Here is a 21639-nt window from a genome sequence, read left to right on the forward strand (position 1 = left end):
TCAATTCCCTCTTATCTCGCTGACGATTTGTTGAAATACCGTCATTGTTCTCAACAATTCTTTTTCGTTTGGTCGTTGGTATCCGTCTATTATACCTATTTTTTCTAAAACAAGTATTTTTTTGCTTTTTTCTGCCAAGAAAAGGACTTTTTCCAAATACTCCATCTTTGAAATCTGTTCCAACCATTGGATAGGATAGCCAAGCAAGTCTAGCCATACAAAAAAATTTTTTAGTTGGAAATCAAACGGATAGGCTTGGAGATTCCACACGAAATGAAACATCATCCCTAAGAATTTTTTCATACTAGCAGAAAGCAAGTGTCCATTTTCAGTCAGATAAAAAGCTTGTTCAAATAGTTTACCATAATTCGACAGATTTTCTGCCTCTAATTGATAAAAATAAATCATTTCTTCGATCATCCCGGCAAATGGCCGGGTCGTTAATTGCTTTTTATTTGGATAGTTTTTATACAAATTTTGTAAAAAACGGTGATCACAAATCATTCCGCAACAGATAAAAGTCAAAAAGTCAATCTGTTTTCCGTCCACTTGCCGCTCGCTGATCGTTTGATCATAAACGATGCGTTCTGGCATGTTGATGGTTTGTAGCACGACACGATTCGGTAGCTGCAAAATCGTTCGCTGTGGAGTTAATGCTCGGCTCAGCGAACGGATCGAGACAGGAATCAGCCAAAGTGATGAATCAAGGATTGTATGTTTTTGAAAAAAACCTGCCAGATCCATGATCCCTTCATTTCCAAATCCGATAACAAACATGGATTGATTTTCGGGATAGCGTTTGGTGAAATCAAGCAAGTTCTTCAATTCTGTTAAATGATTGCATTGAGTATTGGCACAAATGTACCAGTCATTATTTGCCTGATTTGCAAATAATGGGTTGATCTTATCTGCAAACAAATCATAATAACGCTGATTTGTTAAAAACAAGATGGGTTGATCGATCGAAAGTGCTCTTAGTTGACTGACAAGCGTTTCTCCGTAGAACACTTTTGTCAATGCTTCTTCTACTTGATAATCAAGTTCCATACGCATCCCTCCTCTTCTTATTTTTATTTTACCATTAGTAAGCAAAATCTAGAAAAGATAAGGGCAAAGTCCACCTCTTAACTTGGAAATAAATAAAAATTAAATAGAATACATGTGTTTTTTATGTATGACATACGGATTCGAAATTTTTGTCTCTTAATTGACTTTTTCTGCTAGGAAATAAAAAGAAAAGCACTTGTAGCCTTAGAGCCACAAGCGCTTTTTTACTGTCTTATTTAACAGCGTCTTTTAATGCTTTACCTGGTTTGAATGCAGGTACTTTGCTAGCTGGAATTTCGATTTCTTCACCAGTTTGTGGGTTGCGACCTTTGCGAGCTGCGCGTTCGCGAACTTCAAAGTTACCAAAACCGATTAATTGAACTTTTTCGCCGTTAGCTAAAGCATCTTGAATAGTTGAAAATACAGCATCTACTGCTGCAGTTGCATCTTTTTAGTTAAATCAGTAGCTGAAGCAACTTTTTCGATTAATTCTGCTTTGTTTGCCATGGATAGATTCACCTCCTCCACAAGAGATATGATAGAAATATCATTTAGTTAAAACTTTCTGAGTGGTCCAGAAGTTTAAAAAGAAATATTGATTAACTTCAATATTCTGTTATCACGATATCATATGAACCGCTTAATAGCAAGGTTTTTACCAATTTTCATATGCTTTTTTAGTCATAGAAACGTAACAAACAAAACTATCTTTTTCTTTTGAAAAAAAAACGTTGATATGGTAAAATGCCTATTTTCTTCTACGAGGGATGATTCGAATGGATGTCCCTTCAAAAGTAAATGCTTTTCTGATTTGATTTTCTAAGAAACGCTCATAAGAAAAGTGCATCAATTCCTCTTCATTGACAAAAACAACAAATGTAGGCGGTTTGACAGCGACTTGTGTAGCATAAAAGATCTTCAGCCGTTTTCCTTTATCTGTCGGTGTTGGATTGATGGCTACAGCATCCATAATGATATCATTCAAAACAGCAGAAGAGATACGAAGATTCTGGTTCATACTTACTTGTTCGATCATTTCAGGAAGACGTTCCAACCGTTGTTTAGTCACTGCAGAAACAAAGACGATCGGTGCGTAATCTAAATATCGGAATTCATCACGGATCTCTTGTTCGAAATCACGCATCGTATTGGTTTCTTTCTTCACAAGATCCCATTTATTCACAACGATAATGACACCACGACCAGCTTCATGAGCGTAACCCGCTACTCGCTTGTCTTGTTCTCGAATCCCTTCTTCCGCGTTCAGTACCATCAAAACGATGTCAGAACGGTCGATCGCACGCATCGCACGCATCACGCTGTATTTCTCAGTATTTTCATATACTTTTCCGCGTTTACGCATGCCGGCTGTATCGATCATCAAGAATTTCTGTCCACTTTCAGAAACAAAGTGAGTATCGATTGCATCCCTTGTCGTTCCTTCAATATCCGAAACAATCACCCGTTCTTCTCCTAAAATCGCGTTGATCAAAGAAGATTTACCAACATTTGGGCGACCAATCAAACTAAACTTGATCGTGTCGTCATCCTCTTCTTCAGTCTCTTCAGAGAAATACTTCACTGCTTCATCTAAAATATCGCCAATTCCTAGTCCGTGGCTTCCTGAAACAGGATAAGGATCGCCTAGTCCTAAAGAATAAAATTCATAGATATCATTTCTCATTTCCGGATTATCTACTTTATTGACTGCTAAAATCACTGGTTTATTACTTCTGTATAAAATTTTCGCAACCATCTCATCTGCGTCTGTCACGCCTTCGCGTCCGCTGACGACACAGATGATCACATCTGCTTCTTCAATCGCGATTTCTGCTTGATGTTTGATCTGATCCATAAAAGGTTCATCGCCAAGATCAATTCCGCCTGTGTCGATCACGCTAAATTCTCGACCTAACCATTCGCCTTTTGCATAAATACGATCACGAGTTACTCCAGGAGTATCTTCGACAATCGAGATACGCTCACCAGCGATGCGGTTAAAAATCGTAGACTTACCGACGTTCGGGCGGCCAACGATTGCAATTGTTGGATTTGCCATATTATTTCCTCCTCACAAGTTTCCAATCTCACTTAGTTTAACGAATGCAATGCCAACTTTCAAGCATAGATTGTCAATTAAACGAAGTATTTTTATTCCTTAATGAAATACTAACCGCTTTTCAAAAGAAAAACTGAGACAAAAGCAGCTGCTTTCATCTCAGTCACAGATACAAAATCAATTATTTTTCAGAATCATCGGTTGCTTTTTCTTCTACTTCTTCTTTCAACGCATCCCCTAAAATGTCTCCCATAGTGAATCCAGTATTTTCTTCTGGTAATTCATAAGACTCCACATTTTTTGGTTCTTCTTCTGAAGCTGGTTTTTCTTCTAAAGCTTTGATACTCAATGCAATACGATGTTCTTCTGGATGGATCTCCAATACTTTCACTTTCACTTCGTCGCCTTCATGAAGTACTTCGTGAGGTGTGGCGATATGTTTATGTGAGATTTGTGAGATGTGGACTAGCCCTTCTACTCCAGGGAATACTTCAACAAAGGCACCGAAACTTGTCAGACGTTTAACAGTTCCGTCCAATACTGCTCCAACTGGGGCTTTTGTATCGATTTCTGACCAAGGTCCAGGCTGTGTATCTTTGATTGACAAGGAAACACGTTCTTGCTCAGGGTTGATAGACAACACTTTAACGTTTACTTCATCATTAACAGCTAACACATCACTTGGTTTTGCTACATGACTATGAGAAATCTCTGAGACATGGACTAGACCGTCAATTCCGCCTAGGTCGACAAATGCCCCGAAATCAGTAAGACGTGCGACACGTCCGCTAAGAACATCGCCCTCATGAATCGTTGAAAGGATTTCTTTTTTCTTTTCTTCTCTTTCATTTTCAACTACCGCTTTGTGCGATAAGATCAAACGATTTTCTGATGGTTCGATTTCAATGATTTTAAAACTCAATGTTTTGCCTTTATAATCTGAAAAGTCCGCAACAAAATGATCTTCCACCATTGATGCAGGGACAAAACCACGCACACCGACGTCAACGACTAAACCGCCTTTGACAACATTTGTAACAGGTGCTTCAATTACCTTACCGTCTTGGAAATCTCTTTCGATGTCTTCCCAAACTTTTTTAGCATCTAAACGGCGTTTTGAAAGAAGATAGCTGCCGTTTTCTTTATCTTTGCCGATCGTACTGATAACAACTAAGTCTAATACATCGCCGACTTTCACTACTTCGTTGATATCTTCTACTGGTAAAGTTGATAATTCTTTTGCCGGAACGACGCCTTCAACTCCGGCCCCTTCGATTCCGATAATTACTTGTTTGTCTTCGATAACCAAAACTTCGCCCTTAACAACATCGCCAACTTTTACTTCTTGGACGCTTTTCATTGCGTCTTCCATTGACTGGTTGTTCTCTTGATTTTGATCAAATTCTGTCATAACACTTGTCCTCCTAACCAACATTCTGCCGTAAATACGGTACTGTTTTTAGTTTAATTGATTATTCAAAAAAAATAAAGCGATTTCGTTCGTTTTCCTTGAAAAAACAATTGTTTTTCAGTTTTTTTCTTCATTTAAAAAAGAAGATATCCCTTTTCCAAAACGACGGCTTTTATCGCTGCAACGACTTCTGGAATGGATTTGCCGGTAGTATCAATACGAACAGCGTCCTCTGCTTGCTGCAGCGGAGAAACTTCCCTTGTTGAATCATAATGGTCTCTTGCCTGTATCTCTTTTGTTAATGTTTCAAGATCAGTTGGGATACCCTTTTCTTGGTTCTCTTTGAATCGTCTTTCTGCACGCTCACTTACGCTTGCTACTAAAAAGATTTTTACTTCTGCATTCGGCAATACAGCTGTCCCAATGTCTCTTCCGTCCATCACAACGCCACCGCGTTCGCCTATTTTCCGTTGGATAGCAACTAGTTCTTCTCTTACTTTCCCATGAGCAGAGACTTCTGAAACAGCTTTTGTGACATCTGGCTGACGGATTTCTAGTGTGACGTCTTTTGATGCTGTGAATACATGCTGCCCATCTTCTTGTTGTGAAAAAGAGATAGGATACTTTTTGATCAGTGAAACTAGTCCTTCCTCATCTGAAAAAGATACATTATTCGTAATAGCTAGATAAGTTACTGCGCGATACATGGCACCGGTATCCGTATAAATATAATTTAATTCTTTTGCTAAGATTTTGGCAACGGTGCTTTTTCCAGATGAAGCAGGTCCGTCGATTGTAATACTGATTTGTGTCATGATATAACTCCTTTTTCTCAAAAAAAAAGCCGCAAAGCGCGACTATTATTATTTAATTCTTAGTTCTTGACCAGGGTAAAGCATAAAGTTATTTGGATCTAAGCCATTCAATTCAAACAATTGGTCAATGGTGATTCCTGCACGCTCAGCCACTTGTTTTGGACCTTCGCCTGCTTGAACAGTCGTTGTCGTACCGGCTACAGCTGAGGAAGAAGGTGTTGTTTCTGCTGCATTGCTGCTTGAATCCCCTGCTTGATAAGTTGTGTCACTTGAGGAAGAAGGTGTTGTCTCTGCTGCAATACTGCTTTCTGACGTTACCCCTGTATCTTGAGAAACAGTAGATTCTTCCGCCATTGTACTAGATTCTACTGTTGAAGTCTCAGTTGACTCCTCTTTTGTTGTACTTGTGGAACTTTCTACTACTGATGTCGAAGTTTCAGAAGAAGATGCTGCTGTTGCATTGTTGCTTGATCCGTTTCTGATCCAGAAATAAGCACCTGCTGGAATAGCGATACATAAGACTAGTAAAATCAAAAATAGCGAAAGAAATAATGTATTTCCTTTCTTTTGTTGTCTCTGAGAACTTCTTGATGAAACCTCATCATCTGTATCATAGATTGGTTGTTCCCATGGTTCTTGTGTTTCGTTATTTTCTGTAGATTGATGTCTATCTTTTCTGCTCACTGTTTTACCTCCTAAACTCTATCGTGTGTATTATACCATAGGAAAAAGTGTCTTGTCCTAAAAAATCAATGTTCCATGTTTTTTTTAAATAAATTTAGTAAAATCGATTCCCAATGAAGCGGTTCAGTCTTAGAAAAAGCCTTTTTCTTTGGTAGAAGTTCTACTTTTGCGCCATCAATATCACAACAATTCTGCGGCTTTTCGGAAAGTTCTTCACCAAAATAGGCCAAGATGAATTTTCTGCGGCAGTCTTCTTCATGGATATAACGAAGCATCTGCTGTAGGCGGAATTCTTTTTCTTTTTCCTGGCGTTTGAGCCGTTCCACCCAATTTTCTGGTTTTTCAGACTGTTGGATCAACTCCATCCATTTTTTTTGCAGCTCATCAAATGGCGCTTGCTCTGCTGTATATTCCAAATAAAGCTCAAAACTTTGTCGCTGTTCTCTAGAAAGTTGATTAAAGAAATAATGAATACGTTCATCTCCACTTTGATATAAAAGGATTGCTGCACTTTCTTCTTGATCTCTGCCTGCTCGACCGATTTCTTGTACATAGTTTTCCAGACTGTCTGGCAAATCGTAATGGATCACATAACGAATATCAGATTTATCGATCCCCATACCAAATGCGTTCGTAGCAATGAGAAACTGCAGCTGATTTTTTACAAACTGTTGCTGAAGCTGTCTTCTTTGAGCTGTGTCAAGGCCACCGTGATAATATCCAACTGAAAAGCGCTCCCTGAATAAATGATACAAGCGTTCGACTTCTTTTTTTGTTGCACAATAAATAATTGCCGCACCTTGTGCTCTTTCCATGAATTGTTCAAGTTCTTGTTCTTTTTGCTGCGTCTTTCGAACAAAAAGCGAGATGTTTTGTCGATTGACTGATTGTCTAACCTCTTTTGGCTGTCGATCAAATAGCACCTGACGTATATCTTTCGCTACCAAATCTGTCGCTGTCGCCGTTAGAGCCAATGTGACTGGGTTTCCCAAATGCTCGCGGATTTTTCCTAACTGTTGATATTCTGGCCGAAAATCAACCCCCCATTGTGATACACAATGGGCCTCATCCACTACATATAGCGCTATATCCTGTTTTTTCAGCTGCTCTAATAGAGAAGGGTTAGTCAACATTTCCGGACTCAAAAATAAAAATTTATATTGCGACAGATGACGGAGAACATATCCTCTTTCAGCTCGCGAAAGCAAGCTATTGAAAGCAGCTACTCGTTTTTCCCCTCGTTTTTGCAGTTGTGTTACTTGATCTTCCATGAGAGAAAGTAGCGGTGACACGATGAGGACCATCCCATCCATTAAATACCCTGTTAATTGATAGCATAGGCTTTTCCCCGTTCCTGTAGGCAAAATAGCGAGAGTATCTTCTCCATCAAGCAACGCCTGAATAATTTCTTCTTGGCCGGGTCGAAATGAATCGAATCCAAAATATTTTTTTAATTCATTTATTAACATTCTGTATCGCTTCCTTTCTCAATAGATAGATTTGATACAAACGAAATTCTCCATAATCTAATTGTCCATCTACATTCCATTCGCTGAAGCGCCACTCGCGCACGGAATCCTTATTTGGTTCCAACCGTTCGACCGTTTCTTGAGAGAGAATCCGCTCGTATGGAAAATCATCAAAAAACAAGGCCCACTCAATAAGATGATCTGTTACCGTCCCTTTTTTTAAATGACGGATTGCCATAATCTGGTCAATTGTCTGACCATTCATAAACATCTGCTTGGTGATCATCATGCTTTGATTGAAATTTTGCTGTAATAACGGATCAATCAACACATACCATAGCGAATCTGGCCGTTCTTCTATTTGTGCGAGCAAAAGATGGATACATCTGCTTTGTTGTAAATAAACAGCTGACTCATCATTGGTTTTTGCTAGCTGATATGGCAGAAGGCCTGTTCGATCATTTCCAGAGAATTGGTTAGCTAAAAAATCGGCTGCTCCTTCTGGTATCTCCGAAAACAGTTGCGCTAAACTTTCATACGCGCTATCAATCAAAATTCCACGTGACAATCTGCTTCCACTAAGCCATTTTTTCAGTTGAAAAGTATAAAAAGGACTTGTCTCTGCTGGAAGATAATTTTGGTTCCCAGATGCCAGATTAGAAATCACTTGAACAGCAAATTTGATGAGCCGCCAACTAGTTTCCCCAGTTCGTCCATATCGGTCAAAACGCAAACCAGTATATTCTGTGTGAAGTTCAGACAACCTATCTGCTCCTGCAGACGTTAGTTTTGCTTCATTTTCATTTATTTCGATCCAGCCTTGCTGTGCAAGTTTTTGCATAATCTGAGAAAACTTGTCCTGTTTCAATTCTGGAAAACTGTTATGAGCAAATAAAAGTTCGTGAGTAAATCCGAAAATAAGTACTGAAGTCGTTCGCTTTCCCACAAGGAGCTGGTAAAGAGAGCTGACTCGCAGCTTGTTTCTTGATGAAAATAGCGATAAAATAAAAACAATCATATTATTCTCCTTAAGTTAGGATGGTTAGAAATGTCACTACTATGTAAACTTGTACCTGAACGCTGTATTGCATGCGGTCTTTGCCAAATCGAAGCGCCGGATATTTTCGATTATGATGAAGAAGGAATCGTTTTATTTGCCCAAGAACCAGAGGCTCATCAACAGTTCGTCATGCCGGAAGAAGAAGCGTATGTAAGAAAAGCGTATCAAAAATGTCCAGTTCGGGCGATTTTATTAGAAAACAAAATTTAAGTCAAACTAAGCTTTAAAAATGAACACTAGATTTTCTAAACTTGAAAATAAGCCGGGATCTGTTTCTCCCATTCCGTGAAATCCCGACTTATTTTGAAAGTTATATTTATTATCTATTTATTTGACTTGTTTTTTCATAGACCCTATAGGACCCATTTCGGTTATTTCAACTTTTTCAGCCAGTTTTCCAATGTATTGACAATCACAGTTTGCTGATCTGCGTTAGAAATTTCTGCTTCTCCATCTCCTTTTTGCTCACCATAGCTACCAAAGCCTCCGTGGTTCCCGCCGTTGATTGATACATACTCTGTTCTTTCTGGTAAGTACTGCTTGGCTTCTTCATAAGCTTTCTGATTCAATACCTTATCTTTAGTTGCTGTAATGGATAAAACTGGGACAGCTGATTCTTTCAATGTTCCTTTTTTATCGGGATAGCTTGCCATGAAGAATACCCCTTTTAAATGACTGTCTGAATGATTCTTATTCGCATATCGACTTGCCATGACACCGCCTAAAGAGTGACCACCGATCACATAATCGGAATCCGGAAAATCTTCTTTGATCTTATCCGCTTTGTTTCCACCTATCACTGCTAGATCAAGAGGCATTTTGACAATAGCAACTGAGTAGCCGTTTTTTGCTAAATCTTGCGCCCAAATACTATAACTTTCTGGGTCTACGAGAGCACCAGGATAAAAAATAAGTAATGGAGACTTTGCCTGGTTCTTTTTCTCTCCTTCAAAAAACAAATAATCTTCTTTGTTTCTTCCTTCTTTTACCACCTTTTGTGCTTCTGACGATGGTTCGTACGTATTTTGCTGTATATAGTAATAACCGCCTCCGCCAAGTAATCCTAAAATAATGACTAAGCCAATTAGTATTCGTCTAAATATTTTCAATTTCTCCCACCTTTTCTATCTGAGTTTATACCTTCTTCTCAATCAAGTATGATTATACCTTAAAAAAAATAAGAGAAAAATGCAAACTTTCCAGCACCAAATAAAAAAGACGGAATATCCATTTGAATATCCGCCTTTTTATATGATTATTTTTTATTTAGCGCACAAACGATACACTGCTTCTGCATAAATTTCCATTGCTTTATACATACTGCTTAATTCCCATCGTTCATTTGCCTGATGCATGAAGTCAGGAGTATCAGGGAACATCGCACCGAATGCCACACACTGGTTCATCGTACGGGCAAAGGTAGCGCCACCTGATACAAATGGTTCAGTCATGTCTCCAGTAATCTCGCGATATGTCCCCAATAGGTTTTTCACTAACTCACTATCCAATGGCACGTATAATGAATCTAGGAAGTCAAACTCTTCATAAGACAACTCATATTTTTCTGCTGTTTTCGTTAATTTAGCTACTAAATCCTCTTTTTTGAATGTCACAGGAATTCTCATATCTACACCGATTTTTGTTTGTTCTGGTGTGATTTCCAAACTTGCAAAGTTCATCGTTAGCTCACCAGATTGTTCATCTTCTGTCTTGCCCACGACTGCTTCACCAGTTGCATTTTCTTGAACTAATTTTCCTAAGAAATTGATTGGGCCAAAATCGAATACTTCTGAAAGAACGATTGCCAGACGAGAAATAGCATTCACTCCTTGTGCGGCATCTTTCGCGTGGATACTTTTACCAAGAACGACGATTCCTTCGCCTTGTTCTTCGAAATCGAATCCGTGTTTTTTCAATGCTTCTTTTACTTCAGAAATCTTTTCACCAGAATAAGGAGCTGCATCAGGAACAACATTCAGCGCCCCGCCAGCTTTTACAGAAAAATCGTTCGTTCCAGGGCCTGTCAAGTAAGCTTGTAATAAGCCTTTTTCCGCATAAATTAAAGGGAATTCAGCGTCTGGCGCAAATCCTTGCGTAATGCCTTCTTCTTTTTCGTTATATTTTTCTAAACAACGCCACAAATTTTCTTCATCAGTACCAAAGATAAAACGAATACGTGTTTTGAATTCCACGCCAGCGTCCATCAAAGCTTTTACAGCATACATTGCCGCAATGGAAGGACCTTTGTCATCTTGGGAGCCACGACCAACTAACCAGCCATCTTTTACGGTTGGATCGAATGGTTTCGTTTCCCAATTGTTTTCGTCGCCTGCCGGAACAACATCCATATGACACAAGATACCGAATAATTCATCTCCTGAGCCAATCTCTGAATAACCGTAATAGCCTTCTGGATCTTTAAATGTTCTAAATCCTAGCTTTTCACTGATTTCCAATACTTTGTCTAAAGCTTCAATCACTTTTTTACCGAAGGGGTGTCCTTTCCCTGAATCTGCTTCATCTAGTACGGAAGGGATACGGATCAATTCGCTCAATGATTCTAATGCTTGTTCATGATGTTGTTCTGTCACAAATTGTTTCATGATTTTAACCTCCTAATATGTTAAAAAGGGTTATGTCAAATGCCTCCGACACAACCTCTTCTTCTCTAATAATGACGTTTTAAGCCTGCTCCATCAGCAAGCAGAATGTTCTTAACAAATGATGAAAGAAAAAACACTCACTGAATGGAGCAATCGACTTATCCACGTGCTTATCGATAGCCGTATATCGGTTTCTTCACTCTTATGATAGACCTTGTACCTGTATTTGTCTAGGTTTAGAACATTGCTGCTACACCTAGGATCACACAGATGGCTACAAATAATATCGCAATTAATTTACCAGTAAATTTCCACCATACTGAAACATCGAAACGAGCAATCGCTACAGCACCCATTACGATAGCTGATGTTGGTGTAATCAAGTTTACTAAGCCAGACGCAGATTGATAAGCAGTGATAACTAAATCCTTCCCTACACCGGCAAATTCACCCATAGGTCCCATGATTCCCATTGTTGCAGCAGCTAAGCCAGAAGTTGAAGGAATCAAGAATGACATAGGAATATAGAAAATAAATGTAATGATGATGAATACACTTGAAGATAATGAACTTAATCCTTGTTCGCCCCAGTGTAAGATAGTGTCTGTAATCAACCCGTTGTTCATAACTACTTGGATACCACGAGCAACAGCTACTACGATAGCTACACCAATCAAGTCAGAAGCACCAGCTAAAAATTCAGAGACGAATTCAGATTCTTTCATACCATACGTGATTGCTACGACGATTGACATGACTAAGAACAACATAGTAATTTCTGGGAAGTACCAGTCACCTAGTGGAAGCATGCTTTTACCTAAAACAGTACCTAGTACTGGAAGATTTGTTAACCAGTTTGTCAACGATTCAAAAATTGTGAAATTCGCATTCAAGGTTGTCCAAGGAATCAAACTGATGATCATGATACCAAAAGTAATGAAGAACAATACATTTACATGTTTTTGTTTTTTCGTGATTACTTCTTGGCGACCGATTGCTTCGATATCGAAATGTTTCATATCTTCTTTACGTTGATTGTATACTAATGATTTTGTTGGATCTTTTTCGATTTTTGATGCATAGCGATACACATATACAATAGAAATAGCTAACAAAATAACGAACATCAAGAATCGAAGACCAATACCTTCACCCATCGAAATCCCAACAGCTTGTGAAGCTACGCCTGTTGCGAAAGGATTGACCGTTGAAGCTAAACAACCTACTTGAGACCCTACTAATACGATGGCTACTGCTACCACTGTATCAAAGCCTACTGCCATCATAACTGGGATCAGTAAAGCATAGAACGGAATCGTTTCTTCTGCCATTCCATAAGTAGATCCGCCTAATGCAAATAACAGCATCAATACTGGAATAAGCATTTTTTCTTTTCCTTTGAATTTCTTCACAACTGAAGCGATTCCGGCATCTAGTGCACCTGTTTTGTTGATAATACCTAAAAATCCACCAACAACTAAAATGAAGAAAGAGATTGGGATTGCAGCAGGTGTTTCTTTAGTTAGCTCCCCCGCTGGTACACCTAGCATCCCATTGATTGGCGCCATGAAAATATCCCACAGCCCTTGAGGATTTTGTTGTACTCGTTCATATGATCCAGCGACAATGTTGCCTGCATCGTCTACACTATAGTGCCCAGCTGGTATAAACCAAGTAAGTACAGCGATTACTGCAATAATAATGAATAAGACCGTATACGCTGAAGGCATTTGAAATTTTTTCTTCTTTGTTTGTTCCATCTTCTTCTTCCTTTCTTTTCCGTTAGAGACATCATTTTTGGCTCTAATGTTATTTTATCAAAAAGAGTACCAGAACAAAAATAATAACACGCATTTTATAAAACTTTTGTTCAAAAAGTTCGTTTTTTCCTATTTCCTCCCCCTTCTCTTAGGTTTTTAAAGCTTTCTTCATTTTTATTGTAGCGTTTCCTTTTTTATATAAACAAACATTTCCGTCTTTTAAAAGGAGAAGGATTTCACATTCCAAAAGAACCAATTGATTTTTATGCATAAATAAAAAAAATACTCAAAACAAACAAATAAAACGTTTACAATATTGCATGTATTGTATTTTTTTCCAAAAAAAAAAAGATCAAGAATTTCTTGATCTTTTTGACATTTATTTAACTGCTGTATGACGTTGTTCCAACTGATGTTGTTTTCGACTTAACCATGGAAGAAGTTGCGCATGTAGCACTAAAAAGACAGCACTCACGATGAATCCTTTGATTAAGTTGAAAGGAACAATCCCAATCAATACATAATTTGCTAAAGACATCCCCAACATCTGTGTCGCGTTCAGTCCTAAAAACATTAAGTAAAGAGGCGTAATAACGAAATAATTCGCGATACTCATGAAAATAGTCAGAGCAATCGTTCCTGTAATCACACCTAAAAATTTATTTCTTCCTTTATGCTGTTTCTTTACACTAAAGAAGTAATAAATCGGAAAGGTAAAGATCGTTGTTGATAAGAAACTAGCTGTGTCTCCCACTAGGTTATCTGGAGAAAAACCTGTAGTCAGCAGATGTAATACTGAACGCAAGAACGCTGTTGCTACTCCGGCCGCTGGACCGAATAAGAACATACTGATCAATACCGGGATATCACTAAAATCAATCTTCAAAAAACTAAAAGCCGGCATGATCGGAAAAGCAAAATACTGTAAAACTAATGCGATCGCAGCAAACATCGCTACTGCAACCATTTTCTGTACACGGGTGTTCTTCATTTGAAATCCTCCTGTTAGGACTCCTCTTCAGCGAACTTTTTGACGTTTCTCTCCAAATGAAAAAACTCTATTTTCCAGGGAAAATAGAGTTAGAGTTATTTGATCAAGTGTGCGTCAAATAAGCCCTATCTTCTTTATCCAGACTGTACTGTCGGTATCGGAATTTCACCGATTCAGCTATTTTTTGCAAAATAGGTCGTGGACTATAACCACCGGTCGGGAATTTCACCCTGCCCCTGAAGACGAACCTTATATAAATTTTGTTTACATATTCATTATACATATCTCTTCAAAAAACGCAACATTTAACACTTATAAAAAGTAAGTGTTTATTTTGAATGGTTCAATAAGCTGCTGACTTCTTTTTTGTTCAATTCACGATAATCCCCAGGGCGTAGACCTTGTAATGTCAAATCACCGTATTTTTCACGTTTTAACTTTTGCACAGGGAGCCCAACTGCTTGAAGCATATTTTTCACTTGATGATTCCGTCCTTCGTGGATCGTCAATTCCACGATACTGTGATTTGTCTTAGGATCCACTGATAAAATTTGGAACTTAGCTGGAGACGTTTTTCGTCCTTCGATCTTTATTCCTTTTGCCAAAGGTGCAAGCATTGATTTTGTCGCAATCCCTTTTACTTTTGCGACATAAACTTTATCCACTTCATGTTTTGGATGTGTCAGGCGCTGGGCAAAATCTCCATCATTTGTCAGCAGTAAGATACCCGAAGTATCGTAATCCAGTCGACCTACGGGGTAAATTCGTTCTTTTACCATCGGCAGAAGGTCCGTAACGACTTTTCTTCCTTTGTCATCTGCTACAGCAGAAATGACTCCTTTAGGTTTGTATAATAAATAATAACCGTATTCTTCTTGATAAATTGGCACTTCATCCACTTCCACAGTGTCATGTTTTCCAACTTTTATCCCTAATTCTCTTACAACTTGTCCGTTTACTTTTACACGTCCTGCAAGGATAAATTCTTCTGCTTTTCGACGAGAAGTAATGCCAGCGTGGGCAATTACTTTTTGTAATCTCTCCATTTACAATTGTTCTCCTTTATTCATTCCATCAAAGAATAGATCTGGTGACACATCTTCTTCAAGTGAAATTTCCATTTCTTGTGTATCAGGCAGTTCCTCTAATGATTTCAGCCCAAAATAATCCAAGAAGTAACCAGTTGTTCCATATAATATCGGTCGACCTGGTCCTTCTACTCTGCCTTTTTCTTCAATCAGTTTATGAGCAGCCAGACGCTGTACCGCTCCTGAAACCTGAACGCCTCGAATCTGCTCGATCTCAGCTCGTGTGATTGGTTGTTTATAGGCAATGATTGCTAAAGTCTCGACAGCGGCTTGAGATAACGTGTTCGATGTTCCTTGCGCATATCGCTTGAGCAATGGCGCTAGCTCTTTTTTAGTCGTTAATACATAATGGCTTTCCGTTTCAAAAATATGCAAAGCTGAGTGCGGGTTTTGAGCGTAAGAGTCTCTTAATTCTTTCACTAAATTTGCGACTTCTGCTTCACTGAGATTCAACAGTCCGCTTAATTCTTCATTACTGATTCCTTCCTCGCCAACAATAAAAAGAAGGGCTTCAAGTTCACTTAATTTCGTCATGTTCGGTATCTCCTACTGCTAGATAAAGCATAATTGATTCATAGTTTTCTTTTTGTTGCGCAATAATCTGTCCTTTTTTCATCAACTCTAGCAAAGCCATAAAAGTAGTGACAACTTCACTTTTGGAAGGCGACTCAAAAAAAGAGTCGAAGGTACAGCCATGCGTATTTCTTTTTATACGCTCTTCGATAAAGATCATTCGTTCTTCGATCGTTGTATCATCCGGCGTGATCGTTTTTTCCACTTTTTGAGAAAATTTCTTACGTTCCAAAATTTTCTGCATGGCACGGATCAAATCGATTTTTTTGACTTGTCCTCGCTTCAACGGCTTTTCAACATCCGCCAATCCATCGATGTTCATAGGGTCTTTTGTGTAATAAAGACTTCGTTCCTCTGCTTTTTCTGTTAATTTTTCAGCCGCATACTTATACTTACGGTATTCTAAAAGCTGAGTGACCAATTCTTCTCGAGGATCTTCTTCCCATAGTTCTTCATCATCTGTAACAAACTCTTGGATAGGGAGCAACGTCTTACTTTTGATTGCCATCAATGTAGCAGCCATCACTAGGTATTCTCCTGCAACAGCTAGCTCTAATGTTTTCATTGTATGGATATAATTCATATATTGCTCTGTGATCGTAGCAATTGGTATATCATATATATCGATTTCCATTTGCTGAATCAGATGAAGCAGCAGATCGAGAGGTCCCTCGAATACATCTAATTTAATATTGATCTCCGTCAACTCATTCACTCTTTCTTCTTTTTCTTTGCTAGCCACTTTCCAATATAAGGCTCTGTGATTTCAGTTGCACGGATGGAGACATCCGGATACTTTTCTTGTAATTCATCTAACATTTGGAAGCCCATATTCTCACCACGATAAGATGGATTCAAAGAAATGTCATGGATGATCAGCTGATCGTTCGTTGCCCAATAAACACCAATGATTCCTTGAATGTTGGTCGAACCTTCTGGCGTAAAGAAAAAAAGTTCATAATCATCTTCAGATTCGTACGTATCTATCTCCTTCAACAAAGAAGACTTACCTGTCAGCTTCTTATGGAAACTCAACAGTCCCATAGCAATTTTACGGTTTTCTTTTCGGTAATGTGTTAACATCTTCTCACCTTCCTATGACTAAGCCCTTGGAAAATGCTGCTTATAAACATCTGTCATCCTTTTTTTCGTGATATGTGTATAAATCTGTGTCGTAGAGATATCCGCGTGACCTAACAATTCTTGTACTGTCCGCAAATCTGCTCCGTTTTCTAGCAAGTGGGTGGCAAAGCTGTGCCGCAGCGTATGCGGCGTTACTTCTTTGTAAATCCCAGCCTCTCTTACTAGCTGTTTCAGATTTTTCCAGATTCCTTGCCGGGAAAGACCTTTTCCGTGATTATTGACAAATACATGCATTTCAGATGCGTCCTTTACAAGTAACGGACGTGCTTCGTCTAAGTAGCGTTCCAGCCATTGGATCGCATAATCACCTAAAGGAATAATCCGCTCTTTATCTCCTTTACCGACTGTCTGTACCAGCCCAAGAGAAAGATGAAGATCTCCCAATTTCAATCCAATCAATTCACTGACGCGCATCCCAGTAGCATACATGACTTCTAAGATTGCACGATCTCTTATCCCTAACGTTTTTGTCGTATCAGGTGCTTCAATCAGCTTTTCTACTTCTGCCAGCGTCAATGTACTTGGTAATTTCTGCGCTTTCTTTGGCGTATCGATATGCTGCATTGGATCATGATCCGTAACACGCTCTTGTCGTAAAAACTGATGGAATCTTCTGAGGCTTGAGATCATCCGCGTAACGGTTGCTGTCGCTTTTTTTTCTTCATGCAGTTTTTCCAGAAAACGGATGACTAAAAAACGATCGACATCTTGCCATGAAGCAACTTTCTGCTCTTCTAGAAAATGCAAGTATTGTTCCAAATCACGTTCATAGCTTTGACGTGTATTGGCGGATAATCCCCGTTCAATATTCAAGTAGTGGAGATAATCGTTGATTTGCTCTTTCATAATAATCCCCCTCATGCCTCTCTATCATATCAGATACCGCTTCATTCTGATAGTCTTTTTCCATAATCTGAGCAAAGAAAAAGCCGTCTAGACACTCAGACGGACTGGTTTCTTTTTTCTTTTTCATAACATTCCTGACAGATTCCATGGAACGTCAGCCGATGATCTTTTACTAAAAAATGATAACGTTCTTCTACTACTTGCTCCACTTCAAGTAAAAGATCCTCTTCTACTTCCTCGATCGTGCCGCAGTTCAAGCATAGTAAATGATGATGGAAATGTTTGGCGCCTTCTTTTCTCAAATCATAACGGGCTAATCCATCATTAAAACTTACTTTATCGACAATTTTTAATTCTGTCAAGATTTCAAGGGTTCTATAAACAGTAGCAAGTCCAATTTCTGGACTCTTTTTTTTCACTAAAAAGAAGATCTCTTCTGCAGACAAATGCTCTTTCTCATTCTCCAAAAGCACAAGCAGGGTAGCTTCTCTTTGCGGTGTCAGCTTGAACCCCGATTCATGTAGCTGCTGTTTTGTTTTTTTCATCGCCGAAATAGCATTCATGACCATTTACTCAACCCCAACAATTTATAATAATTACAATTTAGAAAAACAATAGCACTGTGTTAATTAAAATTATTATAAGCTAGTTAAGAAAAACATGCAAGGGATTCTCAATTAGATTTTTTGACTAATTTTGTCACACCATTTTCTTGTTTAATCAGTCCTTGTTTCAAAAGATTGCCTAATGCTCGCTTAAAAGCACCTTTGCTGATGCCGAAAGCTTTCATGATGTCTTCTGGATCTGATTTATCTGTAAAGTTGATTTGCTGATCTGCAGAACGTTCTAAAATGGTTAAAATCATTTGTGCATCATCTGATATTGCTTCATACGCTCTTGGTTTCAATGAAAGATTCAGTACACCATCTGGTCGGACACCGATCACACGACCTTTTACCTGCTCGCCTAGTCGAGGTTCGTTATATCGTTCAGAAGGATGGATAAACCCAAGATAGAAATCTTCAGTCAAAACATATGTACCTGTTAATTTCAAACGGTAGGCTGTTCCTATCACATCTTTGTTTTTCATTTCTTCTGTTCCATACTTGCTTAAAGATTTGAATATTTTTTCGTCTGCTAAGCTCCCCCAAACACGGTCCTTTGCGTCAACTCTAAGGGAAATCATCAAACGATCTCCCTTTTTAGGCCACAGCTCTGTCATGGTCGGTAATTCATCAAGAGATACGACAAAGTCTTTATCTGGAAGACCGATATCGACAAATGCCCCTAAATCCTTTCTTGTAGCAGTAACGATTCCAAATGCATAGTGACCGATGCGACTTTTTGGAATTTGTGTAGTGATCCGGTTTTCATGTTTTTGATTTTGGTAGCCGAATCCTTCCACTGCCTCACCGATTTTGTGCTCGCCCTCTGATTTGCTTAAGCCAAAGGTTTGCCCATTTTTTTGGACAAAGTAATTTTTTTCATTTTCATCAATAATAATACCTGTAAATATAGTTGCTAATAAATCGTTCATTTTTTTCTCCCTCTATAGTGAAAGGTTTTCTTAATACATTTCTTTGCTATCATAACATAATGTTATCTACTTGAATAGCTGAGCCTTGCTTTGGAAAGGTGAAAAAAGGAGTATGACGACAGTTGTGTCATACTCCCCTTTTTCGAATAAACGATGTTCACCTGCCAACTCTTCGGTTTCAAGTCACACTATTCATCAAACATGAGAAGCTGTTTTTTGAAATTGTTCCTTGTGACTCAGAGTGAAACGGCAGGCTCACAACCTCTTTCGTTTAGCTAAAACTAATTGCTCCCATTTCCTCCGAACCACCCAGTTTTACAGTTGATCGTTACGATATAAAATGGCAACGCACTTTCTCCAATGCCTTTCATCAATGCAGATTTTGTTGAAGTGGCATATAGATTGTAATAGCCTTCCCCATTTTCGATTCTGGCTTTTTCTAATCTGTATCCTCCTTCAACGATATATCCACGTTGGATACATGTAGCAATCACTTTGCTTTGGACACCTGGTGCCCACGTCCATGCTGGATTAGATGCATCGGCAATATCACTTGCTCTGGCAGATTTGATTGGCTGATTTGCTGAGTTTGAAGAGGACGGGGTCGAGGATGCCGCTTCTTGCTGTGCTGCTTGTGCGACCGCAGCTTGTTGAGCGGCTTGAGCGGCAGCTTGTTGAGCGGCTTGTTTTGCTTGTTCTTCAGCTGCTTTTTTCGCTTCTTCTGCTTTTTTCTTTTCCTCTTCTTCTTTTTTCTCTTTATCAGTGAGCATCTTATCTACTTGTTTCAATTGTTCATTCAACTGAGCAGATAGATCTGTATTTTTCACCTTTTCTACTGCTTCTTTTGCCGTCTTGTATTGGTCGCGTGTCGCTGAACCCACTACTTTTCCGTCTTTAAAGACTATAGCTGTTTTTTCTTTAGCTGTTTGCAATTCAGCATATTGATTTTTAGCTTCTGTTTGTGCTTGTTGAATCAATTTTCCAAAATCTGTGTTATCCGTTTCGATCGTTTGTATCTCTTTATCTGCTTTCAACTTGATGTCATCTGCTAGATGATCATCGACGATCACAGAAGCTACGAACCATTCATTCACTTTCTGGATATCTTGGATCTTAGATTGGATATCTTGATAAGTTGTTTCTAACTCTGAATATCCTTTTTCATTCTTAAGACTTGATAAATCATTTTTTAATTTCGATAGATCTTGATGAATCATATCTGCACGAATAAATTGATGGTGATCATCTGTATAAAAGGCAGCAAGTTTCCCGTGAAGGTCTTCCATTTGTCGCTGTCTTTTTGCTTCTGCTGCTACTTCGGCTTCTACTTTTTGATGATGGTCATAATAAGCCCAGCCTCCCCCACCTAGTAGAAGAACTGCTGCTAAAGCGAGATAAGGCACTTTTTTTGATTTTTTCTTTTGTGTCTTATCTAGATCTTTTTTTTCTAGGTTTGATTCTTGAGGCGTTTTTACAGTATTTGGCACGATTGTTGTTGGTTCTGTTTCTGCTTCAATCAGCTCAGGCTGGTTCTCTTCTTTTTCTATTTTAGCTTCAAGAACAGTGCTATCTTCACTTGCAGATTGACTTTCAGCATCGGATTCATTATTTATACTATCTGACTCTGTTGATTTCTTGTCTGCTTTTTCGAGCATTTCTTTTTTCTCTGCTTCCGGCAACCCATTCGATTTCTCGTCTTCTGATTGTTTTTCAGACAATGTTTCAGTTTTTTCCGGGACATCCGTTTTTAGATCATTCGTTTTTACTGATTCTTTACCTGCAGCGTTTACTCTACTAATGTCTTTTTCAGCGTCTTTTTCAGCGTCATGTTCTGGTTCTACTTTGTTTTCCTGTGCAATTTTTTCACTGATCATTTTGAGCAGCTCTTCCGCGTGCTCTTCCTTTGTATCTTCACGATGTGCTTTGATATAGGCGGATAGTATCGAATTTTCTTCCTCATTCTCGACGATTTCTTTTAGTTCAGCTACTCTTCTTTTTTGTTTTGATTCAAGGGTTTCCTCTTGATTCTTTCCTGATTTTTCCAAAGTCTCATGAACAGTCACTTTCTTCTGTTCCATTTTTTCTTTATTGGCTACTTTATCGTGAGTAGATGATACATCGTCTTCTGGTTCTGTTTTTTCGAATAATTCCATCACAGATTCGAGAGGTAGATCTTTCAATTCCGACCATTCGATTGGATCGTTTAATTCTGTATCAGGAAAGACTGCGTCTTCAGTTGATTTATCCTGCATAGTTTCATCTGCATTTATTTCTTCGATTGTTTCTTTTGTTTGCTGATCTTCTGCAGTTAGTTGATGACCGCAGTCTGGACAGATATTGTTCTCATCCATTTTTTTCGATCCGCAATTTGGACATTTTTTCATCACTTAGCGATCGGCTCCTTTACTAGGTTTACGCTACCATTTAATCTATCATATTCTATACGTCACGCCAATAGCTTATTTTTAGGATTTACTTAAAAATAATGAATAAATTTTTTCCCTATAGAAAAAAAAGCTTGAGACCGCGTAGTCCCAAGCTTTTTTTCTTTTA

At 38.6% G+C, this 21639-nt stretch carries 20 protein-coding genes, 1 pseudogene and 1 riboswitch; of the genes and pseudogenes, 1 reads left to right on the plus strand and 20 read right to left on the minus strand.

The window, feature by feature from the left end; genetic code table 11:
- The 8 genes and pseudogenes from FTX43_RS12405 to FTX43_RS12440 form a co-directional block, all read right to left on the minus strand.
- Positions 1-1047, minus strand: coding sequence for a hypothetical protein (locus tag FTX43_RS12405; RefSeq protein WP_002309590.1), 1047 nt, complete (start codon positions 1045-1047; stop codon positions 1-3).
- 232 nt (positions 1048-1279) lie between these two features.
- A pseudogene (locus tag FTX43_RS12410) lies at positions 1280-1554 on the minus strand (HU family DNA-binding protein).
- Positions 1555-1795: 241 nt separating this feature from the next.
- The gene (gene der / locus FTX43_RS12415; RefSeq protein WP_002290177.1) at positions 1796-3106 is read right to left on the minus strand and encodes a ribosome biogenesis GTPase Der; all 1311 of its coding nucleotides are present in this window, start codon (positions 3104-3106) and stop codon (positions 1796-1798) included.
- A gap of 181 nt (positions 3107-3287) precedes the next feature.
- Complete coding sequence (rpsA, locus tag FTX43_RS12420; protein ID WP_002320679.1) at positions 3288-4517, minus strand: 30S ribosomal protein S1; 1230 nt, start codon at positions 4515-4517, stop codon at positions 3288-3290.
- 134 nt (positions 4518-4651) lie between these two features.
- Positions 4652-5332: a (d)CMP kinase gene (gene cmk, locus FTX43_RS12425; protein WP_147607092.1), complete on the minus strand. Its 681-nt coding sequence runs from the start codon at positions 5330-5332 to the stop codon at positions 4652-4654.
- A 48-nt stretch (positions 5333-5380) separates the two neighbouring features.
- Positions 5381-6016, minus strand: coding sequence for an SAG1386/EF1546 family surface-associated protein (locus FTX43_RS12430; protein ID WP_002309596.1), 636 nt, complete (start codon positions 6014-6016; stop codon positions 5381-5383).
- A 65-nt stretch (positions 6017-6081) separates the two neighbouring features.
- Positions 6082-7485 (minus strand): ATP-dependent DNA helicase RecQ, encoded by a 1404-nt coding sequence (locus FTX43_RS12435; RefSeq protein WP_147607093.1) that lies wholly within the window; start codon positions 7483-7485, stop codon positions 6082-6084.
- The gene (locus FTX43_RS12440; protein WP_002309598.1) at positions 7472-8503 is read right to left on the minus strand and encodes a helix-turn-helix domain-containing protein; all 1032 of its coding nucleotides are present in this window, start codon (positions 8501-8503) and stop codon (positions 7472-7474) included. Before FTX43_RS12440 ends, FTX43_RS12435 begins: the two co-directional genes overlap by 14 nt.
- Positions 8504-8533: 30 nt before the next feature.
- Between FTX43_RS12440 and FTX43_RS12445 the strand changes: the two genes are divergently transcribed.
- The gene (locus FTX43_RS12445; protein ID WP_002309599.1) at positions 8534-8755 is read left to right on the plus strand and encodes a ferredoxin; all 222 of its coding nucleotides are present in this window, start codon (positions 8534-8536) and stop codon (positions 8753-8755) included.
- 161 nt (positions 8756-8916) lie between these two features.
- Here FTX43_RS12445 and FTX43_RS12450 read toward each other — a convergent pair whose 3' ends face one another.
- The 12 genes from FTX43_RS12450 to FTX43_RS12505 form a co-directional block, all read right to left on the minus strand.
- Positions 8917-9654: an alpha/beta hydrolase gene (locus FTX43_RS12450; RefSeq protein WP_002316165.1), complete on the minus strand. Its 738-nt coding sequence runs from the start codon at positions 9652-9654 to the stop codon at positions 8917-8919.
- A gap of 153 nt (positions 9655-9807) precedes the next feature.
- Positions 9808-11148 carry a M20 family metallopeptidase gene (locus tag FTX43_RS12455; protein ID WP_002313884.1) on the minus strand — a complete coding sequence of 447 codons (1341 nt, stop codon included), beginning with the start codon at positions 11146-11148 and terminating at the stop codon, positions 9808-9810.
- Positions 11149-11384: 236 nt separating this feature from the next.
- Entirely contained in the window at positions 11385-12908 is a 1524-nt protein-coding gene (locus FTX43_RS12460) for a YfcC family protein (protein ID WP_002290168.1), read from the minus strand.
- A 379-nt stretch (positions 12909-13287) separates the two neighbouring features.
- A complete protein-coding gene (locus FTX43_RS12465; RefSeq protein WP_002309605.1) occupies positions 13288-13899 on the minus strand; it encodes an ECF transporter S component in 612 nt (203 codons plus the stop codon).
- 123 nt (positions 13900-14022) lie between these two features.
- Positions 14023-14147: riboswitch (FMN riboswitch) on the minus strand.
- A gap of 81 nt (positions 14148-14228) precedes the next feature.
- Positions 14229-14945: a pseudouridine synthase gene (locus FTX43_RS12470; RefSeq protein ID WP_002313886.1), complete on the minus strand. Its 717-nt coding sequence runs from the start codon at positions 14943-14945 to the stop codon at positions 14229-14231.
- On the minus strand, positions 14946-15521 hold the full coding sequence (gene scpB / locus FTX43_RS12475; protein WP_002309607.1) for an SMC-Scp complex subunit ScpB: 576 nt from the start codon (positions 15519-15521) through the stop codon (positions 14946-14948).
- Complete coding sequence (locus tag FTX43_RS12480; RefSeq protein ID WP_301178618.1) at positions 15505-16275, minus strand: segregation/condensation protein A; 771 nt, start codon at positions 16273-16275, stop codon at positions 15505-15507. Before FTX43_RS12480 ends, scpB begins: the two co-directional genes overlap by 17 nt.
- Positions 16272-16643: a GNAT family N-acetyltransferase gene (locus FTX43_RS12485; RefSeq protein WP_002290158.1), complete on the minus strand. Its 372-nt coding sequence runs from the start codon at positions 16641-16643 to the stop codon at positions 16272-16274. Before FTX43_RS12485 ends, FTX43_RS12480 begins: the two co-directional genes overlap by 4 nt.
- An 18-nt stretch (positions 16644-16661) precedes the next feature.
- Positions 16662-17549, minus strand: a complete 888-nt coding sequence (gene xerD / locus FTX43_RS12490; RefSeq protein ID WP_002309610.1) for a site-specific tyrosine recombinase XerD — start codon at positions 17547-17549, stop codon at positions 16662-16664.
- Between the two features lie 95 nt (positions 17550-17644).
- The gene (locus FTX43_RS12495) at positions 17645-18118 is read right to left on the minus strand and encodes a Fur family transcriptional regulator (protein ID WP_002290152.1); all 474 of its coding nucleotides are present in this window, start codon (positions 18116-18118) and stop codon (positions 17645-17647) included.
- Between the two features lie 104 nt (positions 18119-18222).
- Positions 18223-19086: a virulence factor B family protein gene (locus FTX43_RS12500; RefSeq protein ID WP_002290150.1), complete on the minus strand. Its 864-nt coding sequence runs from the start codon at positions 19084-19086 to the stop codon at positions 18223-18225.
- Positions 19087-19367: 281 nt separating this feature from the next.
- Positions 19368-21473, minus strand: coding sequence for a cell division site-positioning protein MapZ family protein (locus FTX43_RS12505; protein WP_147607094.1), 2106 nt, complete (start codon positions 21471-21473; stop codon positions 19368-19370).
- Between the last annotated feature and the right edge of the window lie 166 nt (positions 21474-21639).

The organism is Enterococcus sp. DA9, from assembly GCF_008000875.1.
Classification (GTDB): Bacteria; Bacillota; Bacilli; order Lactobacillales; family Enterococcaceae; genus Enterococcus_B; species Enterococcus_B lactis.

Excerpts from the sequence above, each read along its gene's own strand:
- FTX43_RS12405 (WP_002309590.1), bottom strand. The coding sequence starts at position 1,047 with ATGGAACTTGATTATCAAGTAGAAGAAGCATTGACAAAAGTGTTCTAC.
- der (WP_002290177.1), bottom strand. The coding sequence starts at position 3,106 with ATGGCAAATCCAACAATTGCAATCGTTGGCCGCCCGAACGTCGGTAAG.
- rpsA (WP_002320679.1), bottom strand. The coding sequence starts at position 4,517 with ATGACAGAATTTGATCAAAATCAAGAGAACAACCAGTCAATGGAAGAC.
- cmk (WP_147607092.1), bottom strand. The coding sequence starts at position 5,332 with ATGACACAAATCAGTATTACAATCGACGGACCTGCTTCATCTGGAAAA.
- FTX43_RS12435 (WP_147607093.1), bottom strand. The coding sequence starts at position 7,485 with ATGTTAATAAATGAATTAAAAAAATATTTTGGATTCGATTCATTTCGA.
- FTX43_RS12440 (WP_002309598.1), bottom strand. The coding sequence starts at position 8,503 with ATGATTGTTTTTATTTTATCGCTATTTTCATCAAGAAACAAGCTGCGA.
- FTX43_RS12445 (WP_002309599.1), top strand. The coding sequence starts at position 8,534 with ATGTCACTACTATGTAAACTTGTACCTGAACGCTGTATTGCATGCGGT.
- FTX43_RS12455 (WP_002313884.1), bottom strand. The coding sequence starts at position 11,148 with ATGAAACAATTTGTGACAGAACAACATCATGAACAAGCATTAGAATCA.
- FTX43_RS12460 (WP_002290168.1), bottom strand. The coding sequence starts at position 12,908 with ATGGAACAAACAAAGAAGAAAAAATTTCAAATGCCTTCAGCGTATACG.
- FTX43_RS12465 (WP_002309605.1), bottom strand. The coding sequence starts at position 13,899 with ATGAAGAACACCCGTGTACAGAAAATGGTTGCAGTAGCGATGTTTGCT.
- FTX43_RS12470 (WP_002313886.1), bottom strand. The coding sequence starts at position 14,945 with ATGGAGAGATTACAAAAAGTAATTGCCCACGCTGGCATTACTTCTCGT.
- scpB (WP_002309607.1), bottom strand. The coding sequence starts at position 15,521 with ATGACGAAATTAAGTGAACTTGAAGCCCTTCTTTTTATTGTTGGCGAG.
- FTX43_RS12485 (WP_002290158.1), bottom strand. The coding sequence starts at position 16,643 with ATGTTAACACATTACCGAAAAGAAAACCGTAAAATTGCTATGGGACTG.
- xerD (WP_002309610.1), bottom strand. The coding sequence starts at position 17,549 with ATGAAAGAGCAAATCAACGATTATCTCCACTACTTGAATATTGAACGG.
- FTX43_RS12495 (WP_002290152.1), bottom strand. The coding sequence starts at position 18,118 with ATGGTCATGAATGCTATTTCGGCGATGAAAAAAACAAAACAGCAGCTA.
- FTX43_RS12500 (WP_002290150.1), bottom strand. The coding sequence starts at position 19,086 with ATGAACGATTTATTAGCAACTATATTTACAGGTATTATTATTGATGAA.